Consider the following 18272-nt stretch of genomic DNA (forward strand, 5'->3'; position numbering starts at 1 on the left):
TTATAAAAATTCTACATGATTAAATTTTCTGATAAAGACCTGCATGGACTGTACCAGCTTTAGTGGTTTTAACTTGTTGCCATGTTGCAGGAAGTTGAAGCTGAGATAAATCTCGGTCAGCTTCAACATAAATGTATCCATTCTTTTTAATATGTGAATCTGCCAAGTGAGCGAGCTCTTGCCATAGATCGAGACTATAAGGCGGATCTAAAAAAACTACATCAAATTGTTCTTTTAGGCGCGGTAATGCTTGTTGAGCAGTTGCATTAACTAAATGACAATTTTGCGCTTTTAAAAGCTGGATATTCTCTTTTAAAAATCGTGCTTGAGTCTTATCAGGTTCAATCATATAAACAAATGCGGCACCGCGCGAAAGTGCTTCAAAGCCTAATGCACCAGAACCTGTACAGATGTCGAGAACCTGAGCATTTTGAATGTCCCACATGAGCCAATTAAATAACGTTTCACGGACACGATCTGGGGTTGGTCTTAAACCCTCAATACTGGCAAATGGCAAAACTCGTCTTTTCCATTCGCCCCCAATAATGCGCAACTGATTTTTCATTATTCATCGATCTCATTTGTAGCAGGGCGAGCAGGAGCAGCTTGTGGAGCAGATGTTGCTGCTGCGGTAGTTGTAGCAGCTGCTGGAGTAGAGCTAGCTGTTTCGCCGCCACTTGGAAGCTCGCCCGGTTTAATTCCGGCTGTCATAAGGCCACCATTAACTTGATGGTTGGCTGGACGAATTGGATTTTTATTGCGGGTTAATAACCAGTAATCAAATATTGGCTTAGCAAGTTGAGCTGCGGAACCACCATGACGACCATTTTCCCAAATGACCGCAATAGCAATTTCTGGTTTATCGGCAGGTGCAAACCCAACAAAAAGACCATGGTCAAGTTGGCGTTCACTAAGCGCAGCTTCGTTGTAGCGTTTACCTTGCGCGATACTCTTAACCTGTGCCGTACCTGTTTTTCCGGCAATTTGATAGAGCGATGTACGGATACCACGTCCAGTACCTGATTGAATTACATCAATCATGGCTTCTCGCATTTTTACCCAGTCTTCGTCTGTACCGTTGAAATTAATTTTTCCATCAGGCGCATTACGGACTGTAAAAGGTTTTGCACCATGCGATGCACGTAAAACATGTGGAACTACATGAGAGCCGTGATTCGCTGTAATAGCAGTTGCCATTGCAAGTTGTAATGGAGTTGCAGTAAATGCACCTTGACCAATACTGACGGAAATTGTTTCACCTTTCATCCATTTAGTTTTGCGTGTACGCATTTTCCATTCTGGACTTGGGTATAAACCTTCACTTTCACTTGGTAAGTCGACACCTGTTTTTTGACCAAAGCCAAATTGGCGCATCCATTGGTTCATCTGGTCGATGCCCATTTGATTTGCCAAAATATAAAAATAGGTATCGCAAGACATGATAATCGCTTTATGCATGTTCACGATGCCATGACCAGTTTTTTTCCAGTCACGGAATTTATGAGAGTCTCCAGGTAAATGGAAGTAGCCCGGATCGGAAATAGCAGTAGACCAGTCGACAATACCATAATGTAAACCACCCATCGCTTCCATTGGTTTAATGGTCGAACCAGGAGGGTATGCCCCTTGAACAGCACGGTTATAAAGAGGTTGATCGATGTTGTCACGTAGCGAGCTATAATCTTTATGATTAATGCCCGTCACAAATAAGTTTGGGTTAAAGCTTGGACTTGAAACCAACGCAAGAATTTCACCTGTACGTGGGTCTATCGCAACAATTGCACCACGGCGTCCAGCAAGTTGCTGTGATGCTACGACTTGTAAACCATAATCTAATGATAAGTACAGGTCATTACCGCGAGTTGGGTCTTTACGTCCTAAATGGCGCAATACATTACTATGAGCATCTGCTTCCACAGATTCATAACCCGGTGTTCCATGAAGTAAATCTTCGTAACTTTTCTCTACGCCGATTTTACCAATCAGGTTTGTTCCAGCGTATAAATCTTTATCAATACTTTTTAATTCTTTATCGTTAATACGGCCCACATATCCAATCACATGAGCAAACAACTCACCATGCGGATAATAGCGCGTCATTTGGGTTTCAATTCTCACCCCAGGGAATTTGTATTTAACTTCACTAAACTTGGCAATATTTGTCTCGGTTAAGTTCAGCTTAATTGCTACGCGTTCAGTTTTACGCGCCGTTTTAATACGGCTTTTAAAGCGGTCTACATCTTCTTGAGTCAGCTCTAAAATGGGTTGTAATTGTTCAATAACCGCATCCGGATCTTCAACATCAGCCTTACTTAATGTTGCGGTAAAAACAGGATAGTTATCTGCTAATAAAACGCCATTACGGTCATAAATATAACCACGAGCAGGGGGGAGAGGTTGTAAGCGAATACGGTTTTTATCCGATGCGGTCGAGAACTCATCGTAATGAAAAATTTGTAGATAGGCGTATCGGCTTGCTAATACTAATAGACAAATAATCACAAGACCTACGGCAAAAAATATACGACCTCGATAAATGCGCTTTTCTTGCTGGATATCTTTTAAAGGAAAGTGCTGTTTCATACGGATCGACTTAATGACATAGGATGAGAAAAATAGCTGCTTATTCTAACGCAAGCGCAGTTAAAATATTGCATAATTTTCAAAGTTTCAGTGAAGAAACAAATTGGCTTTTTTGACTTTGTAGACAACAAAATTGTAGAGTCTTGTATATAAGAAGCAAAATAATTCTGTTAAAGTCTCTCATTCAATAGAATAGGGTTGTTCTCACCATACGATTAGGGAAAATGGAGAAAATAATGAGAAAAATTTATCCCTTACTTGCAGTTTTGACAGTAAGTAGTTGGGCTCATGCTCAAGATTATTCATTTCTTCCAGAAGCAAAATTAGCAGATCATAAAGCAGCAACTTGGAATGTAGGCGCAGGTTTTACTCAAAAATTGTTACATCTCAATGGTGAGTGGGTAAATCCTTATGGGATTGCTTATGCAAAAGTTGGTGCATTTTTAAATGGTGATAAAACTGCCGGTGGACAAGTCGGATTTCGCTATCCTTACTACCTTACCGGAACTGATAAGAATGGTTACTATATTGGCTTTTATGCTGGACATCTTGATAGCAAATCTGTAGACGGAGATTATAAATCTCGTTTAGGTGCTGGCGTCGATTTGGCATATGTATTGTTGAATTCAGAAAGGATTAGTACCTTTAGTGTGGGTATTGGAGCAGCTGAAAAATTAACTGATCAAAATGGAGCCGTTGCTGCCAATACAAAACCGCAAATACAATTTTCTTATTCTCTAAGTTTTGGTTTATAAAACAAAGCAGCTTATCGTTAACTCGCCATAAGCAGAGCACAAATAAATACGAGAGTCTTACATGTTAGAGTACGTCAGCGGATTGTGGCAGACCTTTTTACACAGACCTGATTTTTGGGCCGTTTTGAGTATCATTCCGGTCACTGCCTTTGTCACATGGGCACATGTGTGGATGGCTTTAAAAATGGTGTTTTACCCAATCAAGTTTTGGGGATTCCATTTAGGACCTTTACCAGTCGGCTGGCAAGGTATTGTGCCACGTAAAGCAGGGCGTATCTCAGGAATTATTACCGATAATACTCTATCTAAGTTAGGCTCTTTACGTGAGTTTTTAGAGGCAATGGACCCTGAAGACATGGCACGTATTATTGGTGAACAAGTCGGATTTGAACTTGAGCATTTGATTGATGAAGTGATGATCGATCGTAATGCAGTGCTTTGGGAAAATTTACCTTATTCGATTAAACGCCGTATTTATGCTCAAGCACATAAGCAGTTACCAGGTGTGCTAAGAGAATTAGTAACTGAACTGACCATGAATGTCGAGTCACTGGTTGATATGCGTGAAATGGTGGTGAGCCAAATGGAAGGTGACCGCCGTTTAATGGTACGTATGTTTTTAAAAGTTGGGCAAAAAGAAATCAACTTTATTTGGCATATTAGTGCTCTAATCGGGATGTTCTTCGGTATTTTCCAGATGGTTGTCTGGTTTGTTGTACCTTGGCATTGGACGGTACCATTTTGGGCATCTATTTGGGGCTTTTTAACCAACTGGATTGCAATCTGGATGGTATTTAACCCAATTGAGCCACATTACGTTCGTTATCCGCAAATATTTAGATTAACCAAAGATCGCAAGTTCCCTTGGATTGTGCCTGTTTTACGAATCGGTACCTATAATTTCCAAGGTGCTTTCATGAAGCGTCAAGAAGAAGTCTCTGAAGTCTTTTCTAGTGTAGTGACAGAAGACCTAATTACGTTAAAATCGATTATGACAGAAATGATGTACGGTTCACGCAAGGACAAAACACGTCGTATTGTTAAACGTCATATTAACGAAATTATGGAAACTCCACTTGTTCGTACATCTTTACAGCTTTCTTTGGGCCCAAGAGAGTACGCAAGATTAAAGACGGACTTGATTGATCGTTCAATTGAAATTACGATGGGACCCGTATGTGACCCTGCACTGAATGCAAGCCGGGCACAGAAGATTTTTCAAATGTTTAAAGAGCGTATTCGTGAACTGACACCAAAAGAGTTTCAGAATTTGTTACGTCCAGCATTCCAAGAGGACGAGTGGATTCTTATTGTACTAGGTGGGGTAACCGGATTTATTGCTGGTACAATACATTTGTTTGTGGCTTTCTTATAATTCGAAGTCGGGCAGGATCTATCAGGATCAACGAAATTAAATCTGCCAGACCTCACATTCATTGTTTTAAATGAGGATGTTTTTTATGCGCATTATCTTACTCGGACCACCTGGGGCAGGCAAAGGTACTCAGGCTCAGTTGATCTGTAAGCGCTACAATATCCCACAAATTTCAACCGGTGATATGCTCCGTGCTGCAATTCGTGAAGGTACTGAATTAGGTTTAAAAGCTAAAAGTGTAATGGAATCTGGCGGTTTAGTTTCAGATGAACTCATTATTGGTTTAGTAAAAGAACGTATTGCTCAACCGGACTGCGTGAATGGTTGTATTTTTGACGGCTTCCCACGCACGATTCCTCAAGCAGAAGCATTGGAAAAAGAAGGCATCAGCATCGATCACGTGATTGAAATTGATGTACCTGACGAAGAAATCGTAAAACGTCTTTCTGGTCGCCGTCAGCACCCAGCTTCTGGCCGTGTTTACCACACTGTATACAATCCACCTAAAGTGGAAGGTAAAGATGACGAAACTGGTGAAGATCTTGTTCAACGTCCAGATGACCAAGAAGAAACCATCCGTAAGCGTCTAGCGTCTTATCATACTGAAACAGAGCAATTAGTTGGTTTCTATCAAGGCCGTGCTGCTTCTGGTGAAAATGCGCCAACTTATGACAAGCTTGATGGCTTGCGCACTATTGAAGATGTACAAAAAGATTTGTTCAACATCTTAGACAAATAATTTAATATTATTTGTGATAAAGAGCCCTCTTTATGAGGGCTCTTTTCTTTCATTGAGTGCGGGAGAACGATATGAAAATCATTTTGTTTTTAGTGGTATTGCTGAGTCTGGCACTATTGTTATTTTTACTATATCAAAGTCAAAAAATGTTGCGTCATGTGCAGAAACAACAGGCTTTGGAAAATAAAAAGAACGGACGAGAACGTCAACTACATCCCAAATTGCAGCAGCTTAAAAAACCTCAGGATTAACTGAGGTTTTTTGTTGGAATTGCTTTTGTGGCGCCAAATTCAAAGCGGTCTGGCCAGTTACATACATCAGCAACAACACACTCGAAACATTTCGGTTTACGGGCAATACAGCAATAACGGCCATGTAATATCAGCCAGTGGTGTGCATCTATAATAAATTCTTTTGGAATTACCTTAACTAAACGGTGTTCAACTTCAAGAACATTTTTACCTACTGCTAAGCCAGTACGATTTCCCACACGGAAAATGTGTGTGTCGACAGCCATAGTTGGTTGCCCGAATGCTGTATTTAAAACCACGTTGGCTGTTTTACGACCTACACCTGGTAAAGCTTCCAAGTCTTTTCGATTACTTGGAACTTCGCCGTTAAATTGCTCCATTAAAATCTTACAGGTCTTAATAACATTTTCAGCTTTCGCGTTATAAAGGCCAATGGTCTTTATATATTCTTTTAAGCCGTCTACACCTAAGTTATAGATTTTTTCAGCAGTATTGGCGACAGGATAAAGCTTATCTGTTGCTTTGTTTACGCTAACATCGGTTGCTTGTGCCGATAACATGACGGCAATTAATAATTCAAAAGGTGATGAATATTTTAATTCGGTTTCTGGAGAAGGTCTTTGTTCACGAAGGCGTTCAAAGAAAATTTGAATCTGCTTTTTCGTCATGTTTTTGACGGCCATTCAGACCTCCTGTAATTGAATGAGTTGCTGTTGTAGTTCATCAAGTTGAAGACGTTTTTTTGCATCTTCTCGAACACTGAGCTGCTTTTCCAACTTTTTAATTTGTGTGCGAATTTTAGCTAATTCAATCGTAGTTTTTGCATCATTTACAACCGCTTCTTTTGGCTTCTCAATGATTTGAATTGAAGGTAAATCATCAAGTGCTTGAGAAAACTGTGCAAAAAGTTGTGTATCGATTTCAGCGCGTACAACAGGCCCTTTACGATGTATACGACGTTTTTCTTCGCGTTGAATATGCGCGTAGTAACGTTGTCTTAAATCATCTTGCTCTGCAATGCGCTGTTGTTCGTTCGGCAAAGCTTGAGTGTCTTCGACCAGATCAATACAGTCAACTGGGCAGGGTGGAATACATAACTCACAACCTGTACACAAATCAGTCAAGATGGTATGCATGAGCTTACCACTACCAATAATGGCATCTACAGGACAAGCATTAATACATTTTGTACATCCGATACATTCGTCTTCGCGAATAATCGCTTTCATGCGTTGCGGGCGTCCATCGGCTTGTACAGGCCAGACACTTGTTTCAGCAGGTAACGATGAACGATTTAATAATTTTGCGAGCGCATCTGCCACTGGCTGTCCACCAGGAACACATTTATTTGCTTCTTCACCTTCAGCAATGGACTTTGCGTAAGGTAGACAGCCGTCACGGTGTCCACATAAACCACATTGTATTTGTGGTAATAACGCATCAATCTCGCGTATGAGAGAAATAGATGGATTCATAGAGGAAAATAGCTTGCTTAAAACGATGCGATAATGAAGAAAAACCTAAGTAAGGTCAATGGATTTTAACGAATTTATTGGCTTTTTGATTGACCTAAAATGTAGCTAATATTGCACAATAATAGATCAATAAAACTGAAAAGATAAATGACTATTTTTGATTTTTAGATAGTTTTTCTAAAATTAAGTTTATGATAATTAAGTAAAATAAAATAATTTAAAATAACTATTGTTAAAATTGATGGAAAGGGATTTAATATTTTGCTGCTAAATGATGCATTTTAAAATGTATTGCACCAATTTAATTCATTACTATGCTGAGGACCGTGCATTGAAATATAACAATCTGAATGAATTCCTGAATTACGTGCAAGCGCGTGATCCGCATCAACCTGAGTTTTTACAAGCTGTCGAAGAAGTCATGACAAGTTTGTGGCCATTCATTGAAAAAAATCCGGAATATGCAGAGCAGGGATTGTTAGAGCGTTTGGTTGAACCTGAGCGTGTGATTCAATTTCGTGTTTCATGGATGGATGATCAAGGGCAGACTCAAGTAAACCGTGCTTTCCGTGTTCAATACAATTCAGCAATTGGTCCATTCAAGGGCGGTATGCGTTTCCATCCGTCGGTCAACCTATCTATTTTAAAATTTTTAGGATTTGAGCAAACTTTTAAAAACTCACTGACTACTTTGCCGATGGGTGGAGGAAAAGGAGGTTCAGATTTTGACCCTAAAGGTAAATCTGATGCTGAAATTATGAGGTTCTGTCAGGCACTCATGATTGAGCTTTACCGTCATTTAGGTCCCAATACCGATATTCCAGCTGGAGATATTGGCGTGGGTGCGCGTGAAGTAGGCTACATGGCTGGCATGATGAAAAAGCTCAGTAATGACACGGCATGTGTATTTACTGGTAAAGGAATTTCATTTGGCGGTAGCTTAATGCGTCCGGAAGCAACAGGTTATGGTACGGTTTATTTTGCAGAAGAAATGCTAAAAACACGTGGGCTATCTTTTGCTGGTAAAACTGTTTCAGTATCTGGTTCTGGTAACGTTGCGCAATATGCGGCAGAGAAGGCAATGTTCTTAGGTGCGAAAGTGGTTACCTTGTCAGACTCGAACGGTACTGTTTATCTAAAAAATGGCTTTACAGATGAGTTGCTTGCTGAGGTCATGGAGCTGAAAAACGTTAAGCGTGGGCGTATTTCGGAGTTTGCTTCTAAGCATGGTTTTGAATATTTTGAAGGTAAAACCCCTTGGCATATTCCTGTAGATATTGCTTTACCATGTGCTACACAAAATGAATTAACAGGCGAAGATGCTAAAACACTTATTGCTAATGGTGTCATTTGTGTAGCTGAAGGCGCTAACATGCCATCTACACTTGAGGCAGTTGAGCATTTTATTGAAGCTAAGATTTTATATGCCCCTGGTAAAGCATCTAATGCAGGTGGTGTAGCAACTTCTGGCTTAGAAATGTCTCAAAATGCAATTCGCTTGGGCTGGACACATGCTGAAGTCGATGAACGTTTACATGCAATCATGAAAGACATTCATGCCAATTGTGTAAGATACGGTACAAAAGAAGACGGTACTGTGAACTATGTAGATGGTGCCAATATTGCGGGCTTTGTAAAAGTTGCTGATGCCATGCTTGCACAAGGTATTTATTAAAATATAGAAATAAAAAATCCGATGCTTTTGCATCGGATTTTTTAGTCTAAAAATTATTTTTTAGGCTTTTTAACCATTTCTTGCTCTACAATCATATCTAACACATCTGCTTGGCTAGATTGATCAGCTGCTGGGTTTTTCACTTCAAAACGTTTTACACGTAAGATTACGCGTTGGTTTGGATTGTGTTCAAAACCTTCGATTTGACCATAATATAATGACCAGTTTTTGTCGGCATAAGTTTTTACGCCTTTGTCATCATATTTAACTTCACGAACTTGCAAGCAAGTTTGTGGCGCAACACCCGTACAAGATTTAGTTTCTGGTGCTACTTCAAGGAAAACAGTTTTACCTTCAGACTGGTATTTTGCTTCAGGTGTCATTTTACCTGTGAAAGTATATTTCTGACCTTGAGCATCAAGGATTGTTAATGTTGGTTGATCAGCATTTGTCGTATTAAGTTCAAATGGAATCGCACGTTTTTGGAACAGGCTGCTAGAGAATTGTTCCTGTTTCATTAACGCAGGTTCACACGCCATCATTGTCGACATGACATCAGCAGTTACGATGGTATTGTTTTCAACTTTCCAAGTTGTACCTTGACGGTTACAACCTGTTGCGATAGACAAACGGTCGTTTGTGAAGTTAAGAACGATCGGCTTTTTAGTATTTTCAGGTTGGTATGACCATGAATAATCAGTTAAAGCTTGAGTATTAGTTGCTTTTACGCCTTGGAAAATATGCTTTTGACCTGCTTTATCTGTCACGCTTAAGATTACCTGACCACTGCTATTACTAATTTCGATTGGCAATTTTGCTTCACTAAAGATGCTATTAGACAATTGTTCTTGTTTCATTAAATCGTCTTGGCAAGCCATCATTGTCGATGCGAGAGGAGAGGTTACAAGTTGGTTGCCTTCAACTTTCCAAGTACCACCTTGACCATTACAACCTGTGTTAATTGCTAATTTACCATCTGCATTAAAATTAAGAACAAGTGGCTTAGAAGCTTTTACATTTTGATAAGTCCAAGCATATTCACTTAAAGTTGCTGCAAGATTTTGTTGTTGCTCAGATACAATTGGAGCTTGAGTATTTGAAACTGTTTGACACGCCATCAAAGAAAAAGGTAACAACGCAAGAATTAAATATTTAATTTTCATTTAAAAAACTTCAAGTAAAAAAACAACAGCACTAAGCTTAAAACATTCTTAAAAAAATAAAATGTAAACATATGATTGTTTCGGTTTTTAAAATGTATAAGTTTGTAAATTATTCGAATTTTTAATAAAAATAGTGGTATACCCCGAAAAAACGGGGTATTTCCTAAAAATTAATCAAAACGGTATATATCCATACCTAAAGAGCCCATTGTGAAGCTGCTATGAACAATCGTAAAACGATGGCCAGTTCCCATAGCGAAAAACAACGGCGCAAAATGTTCAAGAGTTGGATGATTACGTTTTATATAAGGCAATGATTGCCATTCCAACACGCCATCGTAATCTTGATGTGAAAGTTTATTAACAACAGTATTTCTAAACGTTGAAGCCCATTCAGGAACTTTTGAACTATCACCTTGCCATGACAATTCAGCAAGATTATGGGTAATACTTCCAGAACCAATCAGTAAAATTTGCTTTTCACGTAAAGGCGCAAGTGTTTGCCCAATTCTATAAATTTCTTGTGCGCTTAAGCTCATTGGTAAAGAAATTTCAACAACAGGAATGTCTGCATCTGGATACATATGTAAAAGAGGCATCCATACACCATGGTCGCGAGGGCGGGTACTATTGGCATGAGCAACGAAGTGAGCATCTGCCAACAACTTTAAGATTTCTTCGGCAAGTTCTGGTTGACCTGGTGCGCTATAGCGAATTTCATATAACTCTGGTGGGAAACCACGGAAGTCATGCCATGTTTCTGGACGTGTTGAACTACTTACTTCAAGCGCTTTACTTTCCCAGTGAGCAGACATCACGATGATTGCCTTTGGGGTAGGTAAATTCACACTAAGACGATGTAAGGCAGGACCCACTTGTTCTGGATCAAGTGCAAGCATGGGTGAACCATGTGAAATAAACAGTCCGGGAAGGGTTTGTAGTTCCATTTCATTACACCTGAGTTGAAAAGCAGAATAATAGTCATTATGCCAAAATCAGGACATGTTAAAAGTATCCTGATTTCAACGGATTGTTCTTAAAATGAAACGTTTGTTCTTTTTATGCACGGTGATAAGGATGATTATGATTAATAGACATCGCTCGGTAAAGTTGTTCAATTAATAAAACTCGAACTAAAGGATGGGGCATGGTAAGTTTTGAGAGTGACCAATGCCAGGCAGCAGCTTTACGTACCTGATCAGACAAGCCATCTGGGCCACCAATAGCCAGTGCAACATCATTACCTTCAAGCATCCATTGTTTCATGGTGTCAGCCAGCTTTTCTGTACTAAGTTCGCGTCCTCCAACTTCTAAAGCAATAAGTGTCTCGTTTGGTTTTAACGCATTTAAAATACTTTCACCTTCAATTTGGCAGTATTTTAAAATATCTGCTTCTGAGTCATTTTTGCCGCGTTTTGCCATTGGAAGTTCAATCACTTGAGTCTGAACAAAAGGTTGGATGCGTTTGAAATAATCTTCAAAACCAGTAAGTACCCAAGCAGGCATTTTTTGACCAATGGTCAGAATACGAATTTTCATGTGGTCTATTCAGTCAAAACAGCTGACGTATTATACCTGAGGAGACAATAACTGCGGGGGAGTAAGTGAGCATAAAAAACGCAGTCCAAAAAACAGTGTTGGACTGCGATCAAATGATCATCTGTCTGGAGTTCAGATGATCATAGAGAATAAAAACAAGGCTATCTGTAACATAAGATAGATAAGAGTAAATAATAAAATTAATCACTCTTACTTCTTATTATGAGGATGGTTGGATATTTTTCAATCAAATTATGTAACAAAAAAAAGAGAGCCGAAGCTCTCTTTTTTATTTTTTAATTAGTGACGTGCTGCTTTTGAGCCTTCCACCGGTTTTACAATCGGTGTTTTTGGTAAAGGCTTTGGCATTGAAGTTAATGCTAAAGGCAAGATCTCATCAATACTTTTCACAGCTTTGATTTCTAATCCTTCTTTCACATTGTCAGGGATTTCTGCCAAATCACGAACGTTATCTTGAGGAATAAAGACAAGCTTAATTCCACCACGGTGTGCAGCAAGAAGTTTCTCTTTCAAGCCACCGATACGCATCGCACGACCACCAAGACTTGTTTCACCTGTCATCGCGATGTCTGGACGAATCGCAATACCAGTAAATGCTGATACAAGTGCAGTTGTTAATGCCAAACCAGCAGATGGTCCATCTTTTGGAGTTGCACCTTCAGGTAAGTGAACGTGTACATCAGTTTCTTCAAAACGAGATGCTTCAATACCAAGTTCATCAGCACGTGTACGTACTACAGTCATTGCTGCGGTAATTGATTCTTTCATTACATCACCGAGTGAACCGGTTGTAATAAATTTACCTTTACCTTTAACAGCTGCAACTTCAATAGTAAGTAACTCGCCGCCTACAGAAGTCCATGCCAAACCATTTACACGGCCTACTTGTGCTTCATCTTCAGCAATACCAAAGTCAAATTTATGTGGACCTAGGTATTCAGGAAGATTGGCAGAGGTAACATCAAGCTGTAAGTTTTTAGATTTTTTACTTACGGCTTCTTTTACCACTTTACGCGCAATTTTAGAAACTTCACGTTCTAAACTACGAACACCAGCTTCACGTGTATAACGTTGAACAATGTCACGAATCGCTTCTTCATGAATTGTTAACTCTTTTGGACGTAATCCGTTGTTCTTAATTGCTTTAGGAACAAGGTAGCGTTCAGCAATGTTTACTTTTTCATCTTCGGTATAACCCGGTAGACGAATGACTTCCATACGGTCAAGTAATGCTTCTGGAATATTCATACTGTTCGCAGTACAAATAAACATTACTTCAGAAAGGTCAAGATCAAGATCTAAATAATGATCGTTGAACTTACTGTTTTGTGATGGATCAAGTACTTCAAGCAATGCAGAAGCTGGATCACCACGGTAATCTTGCGCCATCTTGTCAATTTCGTCGAGTAAGAACAATGGGTTCTTCACGCCAACTTTTGTTAAAGACTGCACAATTTTACCTGGCATCGCACCAATATAAGTACGACGGTGTCCACGAATTTCTGCTTCGTCACGTACGCCACCAAGCGCCATGCGAACAAATTCACGACCTGTTGCTTTAGCTACTGATTCACCGAGTGAAGTTTTACCAACCCCAGGAGGACCTACTAAACAAAGGATAGGACCTTTGAGTTTTTTCACACGTGATTGAACAGCTAAGTACTCAACAATACGGTCTTTAACATCATCAAGACCATAGTGGTCAGCATCAAGAATTTCTTGAGCTTTATTTAAGTTAATACTGACTTTACTTGCTTTGTTCCACGGCGTATCTAAAATCACTTCTAGATAGTTACGTACCACAGCAGCTTCACTAGATGCAGGCTGCATTGCTTTAAGTTTGCGGAACTCAGCTTCGGCTTTTTTACGTACGTGTTCAGGTAAATCAGCTTCAGCAAGACGTTTCTCAATTTCAGCAACGTCATCTTCAGCGCCGCCATTCATATCGGAAAGCTCACGTTGAATGACTTTCATTTTTTCATTTAGAAAGTATTCACGTTGGTTCTTTTCCATTTGGCGTTTTACGCTGTCATGTAAAGTTTGCTCAATTTGCTGTTCAGCAGATTGATTCATCAAGTAGTTCATCAACTCTTGCAAATGAGCTTCAAACTCATCGTACTCTAAAAATTTCTGTTTAATTTCAATATTTAGAGGTACACGAGTTGCTACGAAGAACATCAATTGCAATAAGTCTTCGATTTTATTGGCAGCAGCTACCAGTTCACGTGCATTACGTAATTTTGCTTCTGCATATTGAGCAAATAGGTTACGTAACTCTTGTAAACGAGTTTCTTGAGTTGCCTTATCTACATTAATAGTCATTGGGCTTAAATCGTGTTCAGCAGTCAAATAACTATCTTCATCGATAATTTTTGTGAGCTTAGAACGATGCAAGCCTTCAATAAGTACTTTAATGCAGTTTTCATCATTTTCATGATTAACTACTTGTACAATCTTAGCGACTGTACCGTACTGGTATAAATTGTCGTGATCAATTTCTTCTGTAAGCGAATCTTTTTGCGCAACTACAAATACTAAATTGTCACTGTTACGAGCCACATCAACTGCATTGATCGATTTTTCACGACCCACGAATAGCGCAATTTGCATGTGTGGATAAACCACCACATCACGTAAGGCTAATAGTGGTAATACACTTGGAACCTGAGGCTCTAAGTCAGTTTTTTCATTCATAATAAGTTCAGACATGGGCACTCCTAATGAGTGACAACGAGGTTGCCATGTTTTTTATAGTGATGTGTATTTTAAAAATTACAAGGGCATGACAATAGAAAATGTTGAAAAAAGGACTAATTTAGTCAACTTTTTTTTAAAAATGTTATGAATCAATAGATTAATTCTTAAGAAGAATGAAATTTTGTAGTGAAGCTGAGCATTTTTACTTAATAATTATTCTTGGCCGTACAAGTAAGGAGACTAGCTTTCAAAAAATACTTTATTTAGTTTTATTTTATAATATGTATTTTTATTAAGTATATTTAAAATTTTATTTATTTTATAATTTATTATTAGTAGTATAAAAGCACTATTATTTATAATATACATGTGTATTTTAAATGGATGGTGATTACAGAATAATTATATTAATAGTAATATTTATTTTAGAGTTAATATTCTATTTTTAATAGAGTGCAAGTGTATTTTAAAGGGTTTATTTATTTATTAATTTTATAAAAAATAACCATATATTTAGAGTTATTATTCTATTTTAAAATAAATTTACAAATTATTAACACAATAGAGATAATATGATTTGCTTTTAAAATATATCAATAAATTCAAATAATTAAAAATTAATCAATATTTTTGTTTTGTGAATTTTGTCTCACTTTTTCATAAATTTAAAGGATCTAATGTTTACCCCTTAAATTTATTCAATTAGGATGCCGCCTCTTTTTTTTGGTCAAATTTTTTTAAAAATGTATTTCTACATTTTTATTGACCTTTAATTTTGGTATTTGTCTGAGAAGTTTTATGAATAAAGTTTATAAGGTCATTTGGAATGCTTCAATTGGAGCATGGGTTGCAACATCTGAAATTGCAAAAGGTAAAACAAAGACTAAATCAAAAACTTTAAATGTATCAGCGGTAGTTTTAACAAGTGTAATTAGTTTTGCTCCAAATGCTTTCGCAGGGACAAATACCGAAGGGGGAGTAGGTCAAGGGACCTCTATTTCAGGTACAACTTCATGTCGTGAGGGGAATGCGAGTACAGCCAATGAAAAAGATGTTGCTATTGGTTGTGGAGCTCAAACACAAGACAGAATGGGCTCTAACATAGCAAACCGTAATAATCCTTATAATAATTCTACTGGTGCTTATGCTGGTGCAATGAAACAGGGCGGTGCGATCAGTGTGGGTACTGGCGCTGTAGTTGAGAAAGGTTTAGGTACCGCAATTGGTTCTTATGCGACAACTCAAGGTATTTCAGGCGTAGCAATTGGGACGGGAGCTTTGTCTTCTGGAAATACTGCTCTCGCACTTGGACGTCAATCTGCCGCGACTGCCGATTTTTCTCAAGCCATTGGTAATGTTGCAGCTGCTACCGGTAAAGGCTCTTTAGCAATTGGTCACTCGGCAACTGCAGAAGGTTACCGTTCAATTGCAATTGGTTCGCCAGATATTGAAAATGCTGACCCAGTTGCGGGGCAAGCAGGTGCTGCTTACCAACCTAAAATGGCAACAAAAGCAACGGGTAAAGACTCGATTGCTTTTGGTGGTGGTGCAGTAGCAACGGAAGAAAATGCTTTAGCGATTGGTGCATTTTCAGAGTCTAAAGGTAAAAAATCTGTTGCAATTGGTACAGGCGCAAAAGCACAAAAAGATAATGCGGTTGTAATTGGAGACCAAGCTGAGGCTACTTTTGATGGTGGTGTAGCAATTGGTAAAGGTGCCCGTTCAGAAGCAGAAAATAGTATTGCATTAGGTAAAGATTCAAAAGCAGTCCAAGCTACTGGTGAAAGTTTCTTAACTAAACAATCCGCTCCAACTGGCGTTTTATCAATTGGCGATGTGGGAAGTGAGCGCCGTATTCAAAATGTAGCAGATGGTGCAGCAGATTCTGATGCTGCCACTATACGTCAGTTAAAAGCAGCTCGTACTCACTATGTCAGTATCAATGATAATGGCCAGCAAGGTGGTAATTTTGAAAATGATGGAGCAACTGGACGTAATGCAATTGCTGTTGGGGTGAATACTTCGGCTACTGCTCGTGAGGCAATGGCGATTGGTGCATATGCACAAGCAGCAGGTTCTGGCGCAATTTCAATGGGAAGTAGCAGTCAAACAATTGGTCGTGGTGACGTTGCTATTGGACGTAATGCATCGACTAAAGGGGCAGAAGGAACGCCATCTGGCTATAGCAATCAGTCAATTGCGATTGGTGATCAAACTAAAGCAATTGGAGATCAGTCGATTGCGATTGGTGCAGATGTTATTGCAAAAGGAAACTCTTCTGTCGCAATTGGTGGAGATGATGTTGATAAAATTGCCCAAGATGCTGAGCTGAGTAAAACCTATACAGAAATTACTGGTGGTGTGCTTAAAGCAGGCAGCTATCCAACAACTGAAGCAAATCACGGCTCAACGGCTGTTGGTGTTCAAGCAGTAGGTACAGGCGCTTTTTCTTCGGCTTTTGGTATGACATCTAAAGCAACTGGTGATGCTTCATCTGCTTTTGGCGTCATGTCTAATGCTTCAGGTAAAGGTGCTGCTGCATTCGGTGCTGTTGCACAAGCAACAGGTGATGGTGCATCTGCAATGGGTATTAACTCATTGGCATCAGGTACAAATTCAACAGCAATTGGTTCTGGTAATAAACCAGGTGAAGGTGCAAAAGCGACTGGAAACAGTGCTGCTGCAATTGGTAGTGGTGCCCAAGCAACAGGCGATAACTCGGCTGCAATTGGTAAAGGGGCTGAGGCTACAAATGAAAATGCTGCTGCTGTAGGTGGCGGTGCAAAAGCCAAGGGTAAAAATGCTGCAGCCATTGGTGAGTATGATGACGTTGCACGTTTGGATAAAGGATTAGATAAAGATCAAATTCGAGCTTTACTAGGCAATCCACAATTTAGTGAAGGACTATTTGGAGTAAAAGTCTGGAACTATGTATTAGATATACGTATACCAAATAGTAATCAATATCAACGCTGTCAGTTACGCATTGATTTTAATAAAAAATATTTGGCAGAAAATTTATTTTGGAAAGGTGAGGCATGCGAAGGTTTGGCTACTTGGGGAGGTTATAATCAGTCGCCAGAGCATACTAATTTAATTTTTGAGCGGGCAGCAAGTGTGTTATTCACCTTTGATAGATTTGATAATAATGCTATTGAACAAGGTGTTCATAGTGTGCAGGAAATTGCTGAACAGATCAAAAAAAGCCAGACAACAACACCAGTTATTGTTTCAGGTTTTACCGATCGATTGGGTAAATTTAGCTATAATCAAGAATTGTCTTCACAGCGTGCTAATACAGTTGCCAAGTTATTGGTTCAACAAGGTATTGATCCTACACGTATACAGATACAGGCGAATAGCCAAACTGATCTATACAAGCAATGTTCAGGAAAAAATAATTCACAGCTTATTGAATGTTTAGCGCCAAATAGACGTGTCAATATAAGCTGGTAAATGATCTACCACATAAAAGTAATCCTATTAAAAAGGATTACTTTTATAGATTATAAAAAACTAAGAAAAATTATAATTAATATTTTTATCTATTTGAATTTTTAACTATTTTTATTTGAATTTTCTTATTTACAACTCTGCCAATATTTATATGAAAGATATTAATGCATTGAAAATATTAGAATTTAATCATAAAAAATTGTCTAAATATATCTTATACCTACGTAAAAGTAGAATAAAAATATAAATATTAATAGCTTAAATTTTTTATGAAATAATTAATGAATTTAAATGACAAAAAACACCTTAATCGTAAAAAAATGTAACAAAAGCGTTTTTAATTTTTAACGTTAAGAAAAATTAAAAAATTGATTAAATTACTATTTTTTTCTAAGTATAAAAAAAGTTAACAAAATTTGACAATTGTTGTGACTTTGTTTGATTTTGATATTTTAAAATGTTATTTACTTCTCAAAATAAAAAAGATATTTTCACAAAAAATAAGCAATTTAACTATTTTGATTGCAAAACTTTACAAATGTA

14 protein-coding genes and 1 pseudogene are annotated in these 18272 nt (G+C 38.3%); 7 read left to right on the top strand and 8 right to left on the bottom strand.

What is annotated here, in order from left to right; genetic code table 11:
• Positions 1-19: 19 nt before the first annotated feature.
• Positions 20-565: a 16S rRNA (guanine(966)-N(2))-methyltransferase RsmD gene (rsmD, locus tag ABLC00_RS05195; protein ID WP_004888199.1), complete on the bottom strand. Its 546-nt coding sequence runs from the start codon at positions 563-565 to the stop codon at positions 20-22.
• The gene (gene mrdA, locus ABLC00_RS05200; protein ID WP_002054406.1) at positions 565-2583 is read right to left on the bottom strand and encodes a penicillin-binding protein 2; all 2019 of its coding nucleotides are present in this window, start codon (positions 2581-2583) and stop codon (positions 565-567) included. Before mrdA ends, rsmD begins: the two co-directional genes overlap by 1 nt.
• A 236-nt stretch (positions 2584-2819) precedes the next feature.
• On the opposite strand from mrdA, the gene ABLC00_RS05205 reads away from it, so the two are divergent.
• The 4 genes from ABLC00_RS05205 (at position 2820) to ABLC00_RS05220 (ending at position 5703) form a co-directional block, all read left to right on the top strand.
• A complete protein-coding gene (locus ABLC00_RS05205; RefSeq protein WP_002054381.1) occupies positions 2820-3338 on the top strand; it encodes a hypothetical protein in 519 nt (172 codons plus the stop codon).
• A gap of 61 nt (positions 3339-3399) precedes the next feature.
• Positions 3400-4713: a membrane protein gene (locus ABLC00_RS05210; RefSeq protein WP_004710044.1), complete on the top strand. Its 1314-nt coding sequence runs from the start codon at positions 3400-3402 to the stop codon at positions 4711-4713.
• Between the two features lie 85 nt (positions 4714-4798).
• Complete coding sequence (adk, locus tag ABLC00_RS05215) at positions 4799-5452, top strand: adenylate kinase (RefSeq protein WP_002054405.1); 654 nt, start codon at positions 4799-4801, stop codon at positions 5450-5452.
• 71 nt (positions 5453-5523) lie between these two features.
• Positions 5524-5703 carry a hypothetical protein gene (locus tag ABLC00_RS05220; RefSeq protein ID WP_004888196.1) on the top strand — a complete coding sequence of 60 codons (180 nt, stop codon included), beginning with the start codon at positions 5524-5526 and terminating at the stop codon, positions 5701-5703.
• Here the strand turns inward: ABLC00_RS05220 and nth are convergent.
• Positions 5700-6386, bottom strand: coding sequence for an endonuclease III (gene nth, locus ABLC00_RS05225; protein ID WP_002054431.1), 687 nt, complete (start codon positions 6384-6386; stop codon positions 5700-5702). The two genes, ABLC00_RS05220 and nth, sit on opposite strands and share 4 nt — an antisense overlap.
• Positions 6387-7178: an RnfABCDGE type electron transport complex subunit B gene (locus tag ABLC00_RS05230; protein ID WP_033846674.1), complete on the bottom strand. Its 792-nt coding sequence runs from the start codon at positions 7176-7178 to the stop codon at positions 6387-6389.
• 271 nt (positions 7179-7449) lie between these two features.
• Between ABLC00_RS05230 and gdhA the strand changes: the two genes are divergently transcribed.
• Positions 7450-8853 (top strand): NADP-specific glutamate dehydrogenase, encoded by a 1404-nt coding sequence (gdhA, locus tag ABLC00_RS05235; RefSeq protein ID WP_004888194.1) that lies wholly within the window; start codon positions 7450-7452, stop codon positions 8851-8853.
• A gap of 53 nt (positions 8854-8906) precedes the next feature.
• On the opposite strand, the gene ABLC00_RS05240 is transcribed toward gdhA, so the two are convergent.
• The 4 genes from ABLC00_RS05240 to lon form a co-directional block, all read right to left on the bottom strand.
• On the bottom strand, positions 8907-10016 hold the full coding sequence (locus tag ABLC00_RS05240; RefSeq protein ID WP_033846675.1) for an META and DUF4377 domain-containing protein: 1110 nt from the start codon (positions 10014-10016) through the stop codon (positions 8907-8909).
• A 170-nt stretch (positions 10017-10186) separates the two neighbouring features.
• Entirely contained in the window at positions 10187-10963 is a 777-nt protein-coding gene (locus ABLC00_RS05245; RefSeq protein WP_004888192.1) for a dioxygenase, read from the bottom strand.
• A gap of 112 nt (positions 10964-11075) precedes the next feature.
• Complete coding sequence (gene rlmH / locus ABLC00_RS05250; RefSeq protein ID WP_002054393.1) at positions 11076-11555, bottom strand: 23S rRNA (pseudouridine(1915)-N(3))-methyltransferase RlmH; 480 nt, start codon at positions 11553-11555, stop codon at positions 11076-11078.
• A gap of 300 nt (positions 11556-11855) precedes the next feature.
• Positions 11856-14285 (bottom strand): endopeptidase La, encoded by a 2430-nt coding sequence (gene lon, locus ABLC00_RS05255; RefSeq protein ID WP_004710036.1) that lies wholly within the window; start codon positions 14283-14285, stop codon positions 11856-11858.
• A 786-nt stretch (positions 14286-15071) separates the two neighbouring features.
• Between lon and ABLC00_RS05260 the strand changes: the two are divergent.
• Positions 15072-17090: pseudogene (locus ABLC00_RS05260) on the top strand (ESPR-type extended signal peptide-containing protein); the annotation flags it as partial.
• Complete coding sequence (locus tag ABLC00_RS05265; RefSeq protein ID WP_348941301.1) at positions 17085-17729, top strand: OmpA family protein; 645 nt, start codon at positions 17085-17087, stop codon at positions 17727-17729. The pseudogene ABLC00_RS05260 and the gene ABLC00_RS05265, both read left to right, overlap by 6 nt.
• The last annotated feature ends 543 nt before the right edge of the window (positions 17730-18272 follow it).

The organism is Acinetobacter nosocomialis, assembly GCF_041021905.1.
GTDB classification, from domain to species: Bacteria; Pseudomonadota; Gammaproteobacteria; order Pseudomonadales; family Moraxellaceae; genus Acinetobacter; species Acinetobacter nosocomialis.